Origin of the sequence: Clostridium boliviensis, from assembly GCF_033342255.1 — a bacterium.
Taxonomy (GTDB): Bacteria; Bacillota; Clostridia; order Lachnospirales; family Lachnospiraceae; genus Lacrimispora; species Lacrimispora boliviensis.
In genome coordinates this window covers 88,499-103,774 of the sequence record NZ_JAWONS010000290.1, presented here as the reverse complement: position 1 = coordinate 103,774, position 15,276 = coordinate 88,499, and the positions used below count along the sequence as shown (strand labels likewise).

General features: G+C 45.2%; 11 protein-coding genes. 5 read left to right on the top strand and 6 right to left on the bottom strand.

The genetic code is table 11. From position 1 onward, the window contains the following. Positions 1–53: 53 nt before the first annotated feature. The 5 genes from RZO55_RS20850 to RZO55_RS20830 all read left to right on the top strand — a co-directional run bounded on the left by RZO55_RS20850 (position 54) and on the right by RZO55_RS20830 (position 9,143). The gene (locus RZO55_RS20850; protein ID WP_318066193.1) at positions 54–1,592 is read left to right on the top strand and encodes a glycoside hydrolase family 43 protein; all 1,539 of its coding nucleotides are present in this window, start codon (positions 54–56) and stop codon (positions 1,590–1,592) included. After that, a complete protein-coding gene (locus RZO55_RS20845; RefSeq protein WP_318066192.1) occupies positions 1,543–3,318 on the top strand; it encodes a family 43 glycosylhydrolase in 1,776 nt (591 codons plus the stop codon). The genes RZO55_RS20850 and RZO55_RS20845 overlap by 50 nt, the downstream gene beginning before the upstream one ends. After that, on the top strand, positions 3,275–3,955 hold the full coding sequence (locus RZO55_RS20840) for a rhamnogalacturonan acetylesterase (RefSeq protein WP_318066191.1): 681 nt from the start codon (positions 3,275–3,277) through the stop codon (positions 3,953–3,955). The genes RZO55_RS20845 and RZO55_RS20840 overlap by 44 nt, the downstream gene beginning before the upstream one ends. Before the next feature lie 193 nt (positions 3,956–4,148). Further along, positions 4,149–7,007 carry a penicillin-binding transpeptidase domain-containing protein gene (locus tag RZO55_RS20835; protein ID WP_318066190.1) on the top strand — a complete coding sequence of 953 codons (2,859 nt, stop codon included), beginning with the start codon at positions 4,149–4,151 and terminating at the stop codon, positions 7,005–7,007. 12 nt (positions 7,008–7,019) lie between these two features. Further along, entirely contained in the window at positions 7,020–9,143 is a 2,124-nt protein-coding gene (locus RZO55_RS20830) for a penicillin-binding transpeptidase domain-containing protein (RefSeq protein ID WP_318066189.1), read from the top strand. Positions 9,144–9,227: 84 nt separating this feature from the next. On the opposite strand, the gene RZO55_RS20825 is transcribed toward RZO55_RS20830, so the two are convergent. From RZO55_RS20825 to RZO55_RS20800, 6 genes are all read right to left on the bottom strand, one after another. Then, positions 9,228–11,015 carry a BlaR1 family beta-lactam sensor/signal transducer gene (locus RZO55_RS20825; RefSeq protein WP_318066188.1) on the bottom strand — a complete coding sequence of 596 codons (1,788 nt, stop codon included), beginning with the start codon at positions 11,013–11,015 and terminating at the stop codon, positions 9,228–9,230. Next, entirely contained in the window at positions 11,012–11,398 is a 387-nt protein-coding gene (locus RZO55_RS20820) for a BlaI/MecI/CopY family transcriptional regulator (RefSeq protein ID WP_318066187.1), read from the bottom strand. Before RZO55_RS20820 ends, RZO55_RS20825 begins: the two co-directional genes overlap by 4 nt. 79 nt (positions 11,399–11,477) lie before the next feature. Continuing rightward, a complete protein-coding gene (locus RZO55_RS20815; RefSeq protein WP_318066186.1) occupies positions 11,478–12,188 on the bottom strand; it encodes a P-II family nitrogen regulator in 711 nt (236 codons plus the stop codon). Then, positions 12,172–13,716, bottom strand: coding sequence for a DUF1538 domain-containing protein (locus tag RZO55_RS20810; RefSeq protein WP_318066185.1), 1,545 nt, complete (start codon positions 13,714–13,716; stop codon positions 12,172–12,174). Before RZO55_RS20810 ends, RZO55_RS20815 begins: the two co-directional genes overlap by 17 nt. Positions 13,717–13,825: 109 nt before the next feature. After that, positions 13,826–15,067 (bottom strand): cation:proton antiporter, encoded by a 1,242-nt coding sequence (locus tag RZO55_RS20805; protein WP_318066184.1) that lies wholly within the window; start codon positions 15,065–15,067, stop codon positions 13,826–13,828. A 43-nt stretch (positions 15,068–15,110) separates the two neighbouring features. Next, complete coding sequence (locus tag RZO55_RS20800) at positions 15,111–15,260, bottom strand: hypothetical protein (protein ID WP_318066183.1); 150 nt, start codon at positions 15,258–15,260, stop codon at positions 15,111–15,113. Positions 15,261–15,276 lie beyond the last annotated feature (16 nt).

Genomic DNA, 15,276 nt, shown 5'->3' with positions numbered 1-15,276 from the left:
GCAGAGTTTCTGCTCCTTTTTCTGCCTGAACCATAGTATGGGAGGTAATGGTGATGGCAATGTATCAAAATCCTGTTTTATACGCGGACTACTCAGATCCGGATGTAATCCGTGTAGAAGAAGATTATTATATGGTAGCTTCTTCGTTTACATATCTGCCTGGTGTCCCTCTTCTGCATTCCAAAGATCTGGTTCACTGGGAGATTATCAATCACTGTGTAAGTTCCCTGCCGTTTGAGAAATATGAGGAGCCGTCCCACGGGTCTGGTACCTGGGCGCCCTCTATCCGTTTCCACGAGGGAATCTTTTACGTATTCATTCCGCTTCCTGATGAAGGGATTTTTGTGGCCTCATCAAAGGATCCCTATGGAGAATTTAAGCTGCACTGCCTTCACGAAGCAAAAGGCTGGATCGATCCCTGCCCATTCTGGGATGAGGACGGAAAAGCGTATATGGTGTTTGCATATGCCAACAGCCGATGCGGAATCAAACACAGACTGGATCTGGTGGAAATAGATCCCCTGTGCCGGGGAATTATTGGTGAACCTGTCACCATCTTTGACGGGGAACAGATCGCTCCCACTACGGAAGGACCCAAAATGTATTACGATCAGGGATATTATTATATTCTCATGCCATCAGGAGGCGTGGCTGTTGGCTGGCAGTCTGTCTTACGGTCGAGGTCTGTGAAGGGACCTTATGAGTACCGGATTGTCCTGCACCAGGGAAATACAGATGTAAACGGACCGCACCAGGGCGGCTGGGTTATCGCATCCGATGGCAGACACTGGTTTATACATTTCCAGGATGTCAAAGAGCTTGGGCGTATTGTTCATCTGCAGCCCATGTGCTTTCACAATGGCTGGCCATTTATCGGCACGGACCAGAACGGGGATGGAATTGGAGAGCCGGTGAAAGAGTGGAAGCTTCCCGCAGAAGGAAAGCCTGAATATAAAATCGCCCAGTCTGATGATTTTGTAAGCAGTAAGCTTTCTCTTCAGTGGCAGTGGCAGGCGAACCCCAGGCAGTCCTTTTATTCCTTAAATGGACACAGAGGACTCCGGTTGTTTTGTTGGGCCAATCCATCCAGGGAGAACCTTTTGTGGTACGCACCCAATGCTCTGACTCAGATCCCTCAGCAGCCTGCATTTACTGCTTTAACCAAGGTATGTCTATGTGGGGAAGCGGATGGGGATATGGCCGCCATTGGCATGATCGGGCATTCCTATTCGTATCTTGGACTTCAACGAACGGATAAGGGAAACAGACTGATGTTTTATACGGGAAACGTCACCAATAAGGAGTTGAAAGGAGAGGCACAGGAAATTCCTGAAATCTCCTGTCCGTATGCGGGTAATACGGTTTATCTGCGTCTGGAGCTGTTCTCCGATAAAACCTACCGGTTTTCCTGTTCACCGGATGGAATCCGCTATACCTTTATCGGGTGTCCCCAGCCGTTATGCAGGGCGACCTGGACAGGTGCGAAACTCTGCCTTTGGAGTGCAAACAAGAGTAACATAAGATCAGAAGGGTATGGGGAATATGAATTTATACACATCGAAGACAGAAGCGGTGGCAAAGAAGGCTTTTGAAGCGGCGGGAAATGGAGATTATGAAACGGTTGTTCATCTGATTGACCACAGCTTCAACACAGAGGACTGTGATGAGAAGGGAAACAGCCTTCTCCACTATGCAGTGCTGGGGAAAAACCAAAAACTGGTGAAATATCTGGTGGAACGCTGCAAGATGGATCCGGCATGGGCGAATCAGTCCATGTGTACACCTTATGACCTGGCTGCAGGGACACCTCTGGAAGATTATATAAAAGGTGTATGCGGTTTTTCCCTGGGAGAATGTTATCGGAACCCAGTTTTAAGGGGAATGCATCCGGACCCCAGCATTGTACGTGTGGGAGAAGATTACTATATGGTCAATTCCAGCTTTGTAATCTTTCCGTGCATTCCCATTTCCCACTCAAAGGATTTGGTCCACTGGAAAACCATCGGCTATGCGGTCACAGACGAGAAGTGGGCAAAGAAATATCTTGGAAATCTGGAGAGTGGAAGGGGATTCTGGGCACCGGATATCAGTTATCACAACGGACGATTTTATATCTGTGCAACCCTGCGAAACAATGACGATGCACCATTTATTCAGACTCAGATGGTGACCAGTTCCGATGAACCAGCGGGTCCCTATGGGACCCCGGTTATTCATAATGTACTGGGGATTGATCCCTCCATTTTTACGGATGATGACGGAAAACGGTATATGCTGGTTAACCGGGGAGCCAGAATCATGGAGATTTCAGAAGATGGCACAAAGCTGCTGTCATTACCGGAACTGATCTGGTACGGACATTCCGGTCATGCGCCGGAAGGTCCCCATCTTTTAAAGAAGGATGGATATTATTACTGTTTCCTGGCAGAAGGCGGCACTGGAAAAGGACATATGATTTCCGTGGCAAGATCCAGAAAACTATACGGACCCTATGAAAACTGTCCTTACAATCCCATCATGCATCAATGGGATGAAATGGGTGCCATTCAGTGCTGTGGACATGGAAAGCCGGTGGAAACGCCGGATGGCAGATGGTTTATGGTATATTTATGTTCCCGGTTTATTGACGGAACCTGGGGAATGACTGGCAGAGAAACCTGTCTGGATGAAATCACCTGGACCTTAGACGGGTGGCCGTTGGTAAATGGAAGAAAAGGCCCATCCTATATGGCGCCGGTTCCTTTTCCGGAAAAGTCCGGAAAGGTTATTTCCAGGATAGGACAATCCGTCTGGTTTACTCCAAGGACCAGAGACATTACCCGGGTCCGGACCGGGGAAGATGGAATCTTGTGGATCAGAGGAGACGGTCTGGATTTATGCAGCAGACAGTGCCAAAGCCTGCTTATTCAGTTTCAGCCGGATTTTGGCTTTTACGCGGAATTTGAGATGTGGATCCCCGGAGAGGAAACAAATGAGTTCACCTCCGATGCAGGCATGACACTTTATTACGATGAAAATACCTATATAAAATTTGGTGTGACAAAGAATCTTGTATTTGTAACAGAATATGTCAATAACGCTTATGTCAGGACAAAAAGCATGAAATTTGATTTTCAGGGGCGTGTCTTGTTTGGCGTTGAGACAGATGGTCTTAACAGAACGTTTCTATTAAATAATGAAATCCTGTGGCGTTGGACAGATGTAACTTCCATATGTTCGGAAGGTCTTACAAAAGGAAAACGTTTTACAGGAGCAGCTTATGGAGTGTACGTAAATGGCAGCAATCTTTTATGCTGGAGACAGCACAGTAAAATTTAATAAAATAACTACATACCCACAGACTGGGTTATCACAGGCCATGCTTCTTTATCTGGCAGATGGTGTGGAAATGAAAAGCTTTGCCCAGAACGGAAGAAGTACAAAATCATTTCTCCATGAGGGCCGTCTGGCTCTCATGGAGAAAGAGATGAAAGAAGAAGATTTTCTCTTTATACAATTTGGCCACAATGACGAGAAAGATGATTCGGCACGGCATACGGATCCGGATACTACGTTTCAGGAGAATTTAATGAAATTCATCCAGGCAGCAAGAAACAAAGGGGTTTATCCCGTTCTTATTACCCCAATTGCCAGAAGACTTTTTAATGATCAGGGCAAGTTTCTTCCAGGCAGCCATGGCGCTTATCCGGAGGCCGTAAAGCAGACTGGGGAAAAAGCCTGCGTTCCTGTTATTGATTTAACAGCAATTACGGAAGCTTATCTTCAGTCAGTGGGAGACTTAGCTTCCAGGGCATATTTTATGTGGCCTGGTGACAATACCCATTTAAAACCGGAGGGAGCAGTGATTATGGCAGGGTTTCTTGCCGGAGAACTGAAAAAGCTTGGGGCTCCTTATGAAAATCTGCTGGACCTTGGTAATGTTTTGGTGGAAAATCAGGGGCTTGATGTTTCATAAGAGGGGGGGATTCTATGAGATGGAGCGGCTCCAGATGGCTTTGAGATAAGGAAAAAATGGTTTACATCTGAAGCAATCGGGTGTATAATCAAATCTTACATACGTAGTAATTTATTTTTCTGCAGGGAGGTTATAAAAGGGGCCCTGTTCCTTTCATATTATAAATATTACAAACGTAAGAATAAGGAGAATTATGCGCCACAGTCATTTGTTTAAGAATAAGAGCTTTCCGGACATTTCTTTTCAGATTCCCCGGTTACTGATATTAGGAATGTTTTTCGGATTTTTGCTTACGGTACTGATTGTACGATTATATCATTTACAGATCATGGAAGGGGAGGCCAGTCAGGAGGAATTTATTTCCTCTATTATGAAGACTCAGAGGCTTCCTGGAAACAGGGGAAATATCTATGACAGGAATGGGACGCTTCTGGCTTCCAATCGTCTGTCCTATAACATAACTCTGGAAGATTCCGGGACTTATAAGAATCAGAAGGAAAAACAGAAAGCATTGAATGGAATTGCATATCAGCTGATCCGTCTTGTGGGAGATGATGATAAGTTAAATCTTAGTCTTCCCATCACAGCGGATGAGGAAGGGAACTATGAATATACAGCAGACGGCTGGAAGTTAAGCCGCTTTAAAGCGGATCTCTATGGAAAAAGTCAGGTGACGGATTTAACCCAGGAGCAGTCTCAAAAGACAGCAGGAGAGCTGATGGAGGATCTTTGCGGAAAGAAGAAATTTATGATAGATTCTTCCTATTCAGAAGATGACCAGAAACAGTACGGACTTCCGGCGTCCATGTCTCCCAAAGAGATCTTACAGGTTGCCAACATCCGTTACGGTCTGTCTTTGAATTCTTACCGGAAATACCTCCCGTATCTGGTTGCATCTGATGTATCGGACAAAGCTATGGTGGGTGTGATGGAGCAAAAGCACAGCCTCCAGGGAGTCGATGTGGAGAACAGCAGTATCCGCGTATATTATGGAGGTGAGAGCATGTCTTCCATTCTGGGATATACAGGCGGGATTTCTGCCGAAGAACTGGACGCCCTGGGTGAAAATAACGATATTTACTCTAATCAGTCGGTGATTGGAAAAAGCGGGATTGAAAAGGCCATGGAAGAATGGCTGAGGGGAAAAGACGGAACTCAGCAATTTTATACAGATGTGGTTGGTAATCCCAAAACAGAGCCGGTAATTACCAGCAGTCCGGGAACAGGCGAAAACGTCTATTTAACCCTGGACAAAGGGCTTCAGGATGCGGTTTACCAGATGCTGAAGCAGCAGATTGCAGGAATCCTGCTGGCTAATATGGTGGAAACCAGAAGGGCGGAGATGCCAAAAGCCGCCGATGCATCTCAGATCCGTATTTCATCTGACGAAGTCTACTATGCGCTGATTCAGAACCATGTTATCGATACGGAGCGGTTAAAGGGGGAGAATGCGTCGGAGTTAGAAAAGCGTGTTTACGAAGCATTCAAGCAGAAAAAGGAGACTGTGACCGGCCAGATTTCCGGTGCCTTTGATGCGACTGGTGCTGCTTATCAGGCACTTGGACCGGAAATACAGGGATATTTAGATTTCCTGGTCAGTCAGGCACGCAAGGACCAGTTCCTGCTTAACGGCAGCGGTACATGGGACTGGAAGGAAAAGAGCCTGAGGCAGTATCTGACCGAATCCATCGCTGCAGGCCAAATGGATTTAAGCCGTCTGGACAATAATGAAAAGTATACGGAGATCCAGGACGCAGAGCGTCTTGCAGAAGATAAGATGCTTAAGGATATTGCAGAAAACCGTGAGTTTGAAGAGAAGATCTATCAGGCAATGATCGGAGAGGGGTCTTTAAGCGGGAAGGAGACGGAGGAGCTTCTTTACGAGCAGGGAGTTCTTTCGAAGAACGATCCGGATTATCCGCTTCTGATGAATGGCCAGTTAAGTGCCTGGCAGTTTATCCGCAGGAAAATCGGCAATCTGGAGATCACACCGGCGCAGCTGGCTTTAAACCCATGTTCCGGCTCTGCAGTTGTGGTTAATCCCCAGAACGGGGAAGTGATTGCCTGTGTCAGTTATCCGGGCTATGATAACAACCGGCTTGCGAACCAGATGGATACGTCCTATTATCAGCAGTTGGAGCAGGATCTTTCCCTTCCGCTGTTCAACCGGGCAACCAGCCAGCTGACGGCACCTGGCTCCACATTTAAACCTGTTACCGTGATTGCAGGCCTAACGGAAGGCGTGATTCAGACCGATACCAGCGTATTATGTACCGGTACCTTCGATAAGGTGGAACCGCCTCTGCGCTGCTGGAAGCGGGCAGGCCATGGAGTGATTTCTTCCAGTGCTGATGCACTTAAAAACTCCTGTAATGTTTATTTATCAGAAATCACCTACCGGCTGGGATCAGGGGCTGACGGAAGCTTTTCCGAGGATAAGGGATTAAACAACTTAATTAAATATGCAAAACTTCTGGATCTGGATAAGAACACCGGAATTGAGATCGGAGAGGCAAAGCCCCATGTTACCGACCAGTTTGCAATTCCCTCCTCCATCGGACAGGGAACCCATAACTATACCACCTCCCAGATTGCCCGTTATACGGCAACTCTGGCAAACCATGGACAAAGCTATCAGCTGTCTATGGTCGGCAAGATCACAGACAGCAACGGCACCGTAGTGAAATCCTTTACTCCATCTTTAAGCAGTTCTGTTGATTTACCGGAGTTTGTCTGGAATGATGTTGCTAAAGGCATGAATGAACTTGTGAAGTCCAATGCCACATTAAAAGACTTGAAAATAGATGCAGCAGCGAAAACCGGTACTGCAGAGGAATCAAAAACCAAGCCTAACCATGGACTGTTTATTGGATACGCACCGTTAGTCAATCCCCAGATTGCCATCACGGTAAGGATTGCTAACGGGTACAGCTCTGGTAATGTAGTAGGTGTGGGGAAAGGCATTTTTAATTACTATTTCCATCTGGAAGATACGGATCAGATTCTTACCGGTAAGGCTTCCGGTGTATCGAACAATCTTCGTACTGATTAAAGGAGGAATGCAATGAGACGGGGAACTAGACGTGGAATGAAGCGGTTTTTGTTCAGCACTGCCTGTACCTTATTAATACTGACCATCGGTCTGGCCGGAGGATTCTTATATCTCCGGCTGGGGAAGAAGGCACCATCTCAGAAGAAGCCGGATGAACTCTGGACGGATTATGTCTCCAGTTTACAAAAAGGAGATTACGAAGCCATGTACGGGCTGTTGGACCAGCAGAGCCAGTTAAATATCAGTCTGGAGGATTTTACTGACAGAAATAAGAACATTTACGAAGGAATCGAGGCTGAGGATATCAAGGCCGAGGTAACTGGTGTGGATTTAAAGGATGAGGAAGCAGACGTTGCCTATCAGATGAGTTTAAACAGTCTGGCAGGAGAAATCAGTTTTACCAATCATGCAGTTTTTAAAAAAGAAGATAAGACAGGTTATAAGCTGGAATGGAATGACGGCATGATTTTCCCGGAGCTTACTAAGACAGATAAAGTGAGAGTCTTAACAGATAAGGCCAGTCGTGGAACCATTTATGACCGGAACGGTCTGATGCTGGCCGGAAAAGGAACTGCTTCCTCAGTTGGACTGGTTCCGGGGAAAATGAGCCAGGATTCCAGTCAGGATGTGGAAAAGCTGGGAGAACTTCTTTCCCTGTCTCCGGAGACAATACAAAAAAAACTGTCTGCAGGCTGGGTAAAGGAAGATTCCTTTGTTCCGTTAAAAACCTTAAAAAAGGTAGATGAGTTCCAGCTGCAGTCAAACGATGTCAGTGAGGAAGACAGGAAGAACAAAGACCTTAAGGATCAGCTTCTCACCATTCCCGGAGTGCTGATTACGGACACTTCTGTGAGATTTTACCCGTTGGGAGAAAAAGGAGCCCATCTCATCGGATATGTCCAGAATGTGACGTCTGAAGATCTTCAAAAGCATGAGGGAGAAGATTATTTAACTGACAGTGTCATTGGAAGAAGCGGTATGGAAGCGCTTTATGAAAAGGAATTAAAGGGAACGAACGGACGGACTATTCTCATAGCGGATTCATCAGGAAATAAAAAGAAAATGCTTGCAGTAAAACCGAGAACGGACGGAACGGATATTACACTTACCATTGACAGCAAGCTTCAGGGTATGATCTATGATGCGTTTCAGGAAGACAAAAGCTGCAGCGTAGCCATGAATCCACAAACGGGAGAGATTCTGGCTCTTGTAAGCACACCTTCCTACGATGACAATGATTTTATTTTGGGAATGCCGGCGGATCAATGGAACTCTTTAAATAACGATGAGCGGAAACCTCTGTATAACCGCTTTCGCCAGAAGTTTGCTCCAGGTTCCTTCTTTAAACCTATTACTGCGGTAATCGGACTTGAAAGCGGTGCAATAGATCCCAATGAGGATTACATAAGCACCGGTTTAAGTTGGAGAAAAGACGAGAGCTGGGGAAATTATTACGTAACGACTCTTCATGACAGCAGTCCGCTTAATTTGGAAAACGCCTTAATTTATTCCAATAATATCTATTTTGCCAAAGCAGCTCTGAAGATCGGTTACGATGACTTTATGGCAGGAATGGATAAACTGGGATTTAACCAGACTCTTCCTTTTGAAATTGCTGTTGCCAAGTCTCAGTATTCCAATTCAGATCGTATTGAGTCGGAAGTGCAGCTGGCTGACAGTGGTTACGGACAGGGACAGATGCTTGTAAATCCGGTTCATTTAGCAGCACTTTACACGATGTTTTCCAATGAAGGAAATGTAATTCAGCCGGTATTGCGAAAAGAAGAAAATCTGGCAGCAAAGGTATGGCTTTCTGGAGCATGTTCTTCGGAACATGCCAATCTGGTCCGGGATGACTTAGTAAAGGTTGTCAGCTCAGAACACGGTACCGGTCATGCCATTAAGAGATCGGATCTGGTGCTTGCAGGAAAGACAGGGACAGCAGAAATTAAAGCTTCCAAAGGGGATACCACAGGAACGGAGCTGGGCTGGTTTTCGGTATTTACTGCAGACCCCGCTGCAAAGACTCCCATTCTTCTGGTCAGTATGGTGGAGGATGTGAAGAACCGTGGAGGAAGCGGATATGTGGTGAGAAAAGATAAACTGGTACTTGATTCCTATATTCCGGTACAATAGGTAAAAAGGGTAAACTGTACCCCGATAGTTAAGCACAAAAAAAGAGGCTGTGCTTAACTATCGGGGTATTTTAAGCTGTATCCTTTACTGCTGGTAAATATTCTGGTCCCTTAAAATATTCAGTGTAATCGCAGCAGCTGCAGGGCCGTTGGCAGAATGGTCATTCTGTATGTTGGTTGAGAATATATAGGTCTCTTCCCCGGATTCTGCAAAGCCGATAAACCAGCCGTTTCTGTTCTTTCCGTTTATTGTTCCGGTTCCGGTTTTACCATATAGAGAAACGCCCTGTCTGGAGGACAGGTAAAGGGAGTCCTTTACTGTTTTTATATGATCTGGTTTAAAGGGAAGCGTTCCCTTGTATAGGCGTGTTAATAACTCTGCCTGTTCCAATGGCGAGATTTTGAGAGAAGATTCCAGCCAGTAATTTCCCAGTCCACCGGATAAATCCTGATTCCCGTAGTTTAACCCCGCGATGCAGCTCCTTAAGGAAGTGATTCCGTTTTTCTCGTCCAGAACTTTAAAATACCAGTTTACAGAGCGGCTCATGGCAGTATTCAAAGTCTGGTCCCCGTTCCAGGCGTCGAAGGGGTAAGGCGTTCCATTCCACTTCAGACAAGACGAATCAGGAGTAATGATTCCATGATCCAGGGCACAAAGAGCACTGTAAATCTTATAGGTGGAGTCAGGAGAAACTCTGGTTGCTGCGGCTTCCTGATTATAGATATAGTACTGGCCGGAATGGATTCCATACAGGACAAAACTTCCATCATATCCGTAAAAATACGGGTTTAAATCCAATTGTGTCACATGATCGGAATGAAACGGATAAAGAGAATCGCCGGCAGCACGAGAAGATATAACAGGCGTAATGGCAAGAAGCAGTGCTCCTAGAAGGGCCAGAATAATGCGGCTTTTCCACTTCACCCATACTGATTCTTTCTGGAAAGCTGCTATACAGAGGATTCTCTTGAAAATCTCCCTTTTGGTACCACCGATTCCGGCAGCAGGAGAGAAGAGACTGTTTATTTTTTCTGCAAACCGGATCAGGGTTTTGCCATAATCCAGATAGCTGTCCTCTTCCAGCATGGACAGAACCGATAAATCACAGGAAACCTCCAGGTCCTTCCTCATCTCTCTAAGACCGAGCCACACTGCCGGATGAAACCAGTACAGGGCCTGGGCAATGGCCAGCAGCCGGTTGGTGAAAAGGTCCCTGTGTTTAATGTGAGTCAGTTCATGAAGAAGAATATAGCGGATTTCCCTTTCTGTAAATCCCGATAGCATATGCATGGGAATTATGATCACCGGCTTTATAAAACCGGCAGCTACAGGAGAGCTTAGATAAGAACTGCTGTAAACCGGAATCTCCTTTTTTATACCCATATCCCTGAGGCAGCTGTCAAATACTGCTCTTATCTGCCTGTTTTGAAGGGGAAGGGAAGCCTGCCGGACTTGTCTTATTCTAATCTCAGCAATTATATTCACAAGGGCTGTGACTCCAACCCCAAGACCCCATAGATAAGGAAGGTACGAATAAAAAGGCAGGGAAGCTCTGCGGCTGACCGAGATAGAAAAATCTTCTAAAAGACTGGATATCCCTGTCCCGTATAAGGGAGATGACGCCGGGGGATTTGCTTGAGAGAGCATGCCTCCCAGCCTGCCAAACAACCCCAGTCCATGTCCGGCTCTGATGATGGGGAGGGGGAGAAATGGAATAGCCAGTACAAACAGCAGCATGTACCAGATTCTGTATTGGGCTTTGTGGGTCAGATGATTTTTTAAAAGCCGTTTCATCAGCACAATGATTCCGGTTAATGCGAATAGGATAATGCTGTTTATCGTAAGGCGTTCCATAAGGGAAGACAGCATCATGATGATTCTTCCTCCTGTTCTTTAAAAAGAAGCTTTTTAAGCTCTGCCAGGTCTTCGTCAGATACATGATTGCTATTGATGTAGCTGGAAACCATACCGGAGATACTGCCATTATAAAACCGGTTTAAAAAATGGCTGTTTTCCTTCTTCAGATAGTCCTTTTCCTGAATTAGGGGGGTATAAATGAACACACGGCTTTCTTTTGTATAGGTAGCAGCCCCCTTTTGAACCAGCCTTTTCAACAGAGTGTGAATCGTCTTGGGATTCCAGTCAGTTGTCTGGGTCAGCTTTTCGGTTACTTCGTTGGTGCTGATTGGAGCATACCCCCAAAGTACCTTCATCACTTCATATTCTGCTTCAGAAATTTGCGGAAGGCGGTTCATACTCATTCTCCTGTTCTTACAAATGTAATACATATATTATAAAAGCAGAAAGCCGTAGTGTCAAGAAATGCAGGGGGTGTTATTTCATCAGAGTGTTGATTCCTGCCACTGTATCAACGGGAAGAGAGAATGCTATAGCATGTTCTCCGGTTTCCTTTAGCACAGTTTCACAAATGGATTTTAGTATTGCCTGTTTGTCATTTTTAGGCACCAGCATAAGAAGAATCTCTTTCTCATTTGATAAGGTCAATCCAAATAGCCTTTTGGTGGAATCGCTGCCAAGTTCTCTTGCTTTGATGAGTGTACCGCCTTTACAGCCTGCATTTCGGGCTGCATCCATAATCGGGTTTGAAAGGTCCGCTGAAATGACGGATGCAATTAATTCATATGCGTTTGTATCTGACATCGGATGTTCCTCCTTGTAATAATCTGTAGATAAATGGTTTATGCTGTCCGTTTCACCAGACGTTAAAAGGGCAGAAGCTGCGGCACTGATTCCTGACAGAGAGAGGGTAAATACAATGCCGGCACCCGGATTATCAAGCTCCATTTTTTTATAAAGCGCGGTTAACAGTGTTTGTGAAACTGATTGATCAACAATCCCGATTACCAGATCTTTCTCTGGTTCGTCCAGCCCCAGACAATCTTTAATTGCAGAACTTGCTGTTCCGTGTCCCCGGACTTGAAAAAGCAGTTCCTGTTGATATTCTTTAAATACGAAAGCTGCTTTTTCTCCTTTTCCGCGGTCCACAATTGCTGTAATCCAGTAGACTTTATGATTGGAAGTCATCTGCCTCCTCCTTTCCCAGTTCTATAAATTCCAGTTCCATATCAATGGCTGGAGTATCTATAAAAGAATTGGATCTTTTGGTTTTGAAATAATAAATTACGCCGATTAGCTGAATGGTAATTAATGGTGTCATGGCGATCATGGCAACGATACCAAACGCATCCGTCACGATATTTTTGCCTGTTGCCTCACATGCACCCATTGCAAAGGGCAGCAGGAAGGTGGCTGTCATAGGACCGGACGCCACACCTCCGGAGTCAAAAGCAATTGAAGTAAAAATAGGTGGTACAACAAAGGAAAGACCAAGAGCCAATGCATATCCGGGAATTAAAACTGCAAGAAGGGGAAGTCCTGTTAAAATCCGTATAACGGATAATCCAAGGGAGATTGCCATACCCATGGACAATCCGGTCATCATGGTTTTTTGAGAAATAGCGCCACCTGTTACTTCCTCCACCTGTTTATTTAATACTAAAACAGCGGGTTCCGCTTTGACAATATAGTAGCCGATGAGCATGCCGATGGGAACCATAATCCAGTTATACGTAAGAGAGGCAAGCTGTTTTCCCAGGTAATTTCCAGCTGGCATAAATCCTACATTAACACCGGTTAAAAAAAGTGTGAGTCCCAGATAGGAATACAGCATTCCCATCAATATTTTAATCACCTGTCTCCTCCTGAGCTTTAAAAGGAATATCTGGAAGATTGCAAAAAAACCAAATACTGGAAACAAGGCCAGAAAAACTTCTTTTGCATAGTCAGGAAATTCATGCTGGAAGGCCAGCCACAGATCCTGGGAATTGCTGATGGCAGGGATTACCGCAGGCTCATAACTGCTTGCCGAGGAGCCATAGAATATACCAAGTATCATCACGGAGAGAATTGGCCCTATGGAGCAGAGCGCTACCAGTCCGAAGCTGTCGCTGCCTGAATTCTTACTGCTTCTGCCGATGGAGGAAAGTCCTACACCCAGAGCCATGATAAATGGAACGGTAATGGGCCCTGTGGTTACCCCTCCGGAGTCAAAGGCTACAGCCAGAAAATCCTTTGGAACAAAGAATACCATAATAAAAAGGATTCCATAGCAGATCAGGAGAAGCCTGGATAAATTCCATTCAAACAGGGTTCTTAAAAAGGCCAGAGCAAGGAAGAGCCCCACACCAGCTGCTACAAAAATAATCAGTACCAGATCCGGGAAGGCCGGAGTCTGGCCGGCCAGAACCTGAAGGTCCGGTTCTGCGATTGTAATGATAAAACCAATCAAAAAGCATGCGGAAATAATCAGGGGAATCTTTTTTGATTTTGCCAGATGGTTTCCTGCTTTTTCCCCAATGATCATCATAGACATATCCACACCCAGTGTAAAAAAGCCCATGCCCACAATAAGTAAGGCTGCACCTACCAGAAACAGCATCAGCGGATCAAGCGGCATAGGTGTAATTGTTATACACAAAAGCAGCACAATGCATGTAACGGGCAGTACAGATGAAAGGGATTCAATAATTTTTTCCTTTAATTTTTGATTCAAGCGAATACCTCCTGTTGTCCGTTTTATTTGACCAGATTTAGCCAGTGTATAGTAAGTGTACCATGAAGATAGTTGCGATTGCAACTATAATTGGCAAAAGAAGAGGATATTACCTGTATTTAGAAACTTCTTCGTAGCTGTCTCCCAGCCGCGTTTCTGTAAAGGGGACTGATGGGCCAATCTGGAAGGCTGGTTTTAACAATATGGGAGTGATAATCGTAGTGATAATGACAACAAGAACCACGGGGCCAAGAAAATCTCCGCCTAAAAGACCAAGCTGCTGTCCTTTTCCTGCGACAATGAGAGCGACTTCCCCTCTGGAGATCATCCCAACCCCGATCCGGATGCTTTGATAATTCTTATAACCGCCAAGTTTTGCTCCGAGTCCGCAGCCGATTACTTTTGTTAAAATAGCAGTAAGGGTAAGAAGTAAAGCAAAAAGAACGATAGCAGGTGTCATGGGAGGGAGTTCTACTTTAAGACCAATGCTGGCAAAGAATACCGGTGAGAGCAGAAGATAGGACAAGGTGTCAAATTTTGAAGTCAGGAAGTGAGATTTCTGGGTGTTGGAAATGATAATGCCTGCGATATAGGCGCCTGTAATATCAGCGACACCGAAAAAGTGTTCCGCTATGTAAGACATGAGAAGACAGAGAGCAAAAGCGGCTATGACATGACGCTGTAAGCCTCGTTCGGCACGGTTGCTCCAGCGGGAATATATCTGAAAGATCAGTGCACCGCCAACAGCAGAAAAGACAAAGAATGCGGCGATTTTAAATAGAATAGCAAAAAGATTGACGTCTTGGTCAGTTGAACTGGAAATAATGGTGAGTGCAATAATTCCCAGCACATCATCAATGATGGCTGCTCCCAGTATGGCGTTGCCCGAATGGGTTTTGATTTTACCGATCTCTTTTAGGGTTTCGGCTGTTATGCTTACGGAAGTGGCGGTCAGAATGACCCCGATAAACATATTCTGCAGAAACAGCGGACAGGAAGCATCTGAAAGTATTTTGTCGGGCCGGTTAAAGAGGGAAGCAACCCAAAAGCCACCCAGTAAAGGCACGATGACGCCAATCAGTGCGATGATAAATGCGGATTTCCCGCTTTTCATTAATTCTTTGGTATCTGTCTCTAGACCGGCACAGAACATGAGAACTATGACACCGACTTCTGCCAGTTTATCAATAAATTCGGTTTCATGCAGCGTGCCCAACATGGCAGGTCCAAGAATGACTCCGGCTAAGAGTGCCCCCACCACCTGAGGCATATGAAATTTCCTTGTAACAAGACCTAAAACCTTTGTGCTTAAAAGAATCATAGTCAGATTCAATAAGAAACTGTAATTCATACAAACCCCTCCTTATAAATTATATAAGATTAACAAACACATATTACTCCTGTTTATTATTACTGTCAATTGTCATATAGATAGCAGATGCTTTACAGAAATCAGGTTTTATGATATACTGGCTGAAATTAAATTCACGATAGCCGGAGGGCATGTATATGCCGTTATCTATTTTCTCATCATATGATCCCACGTAGAAAAAGTTGATA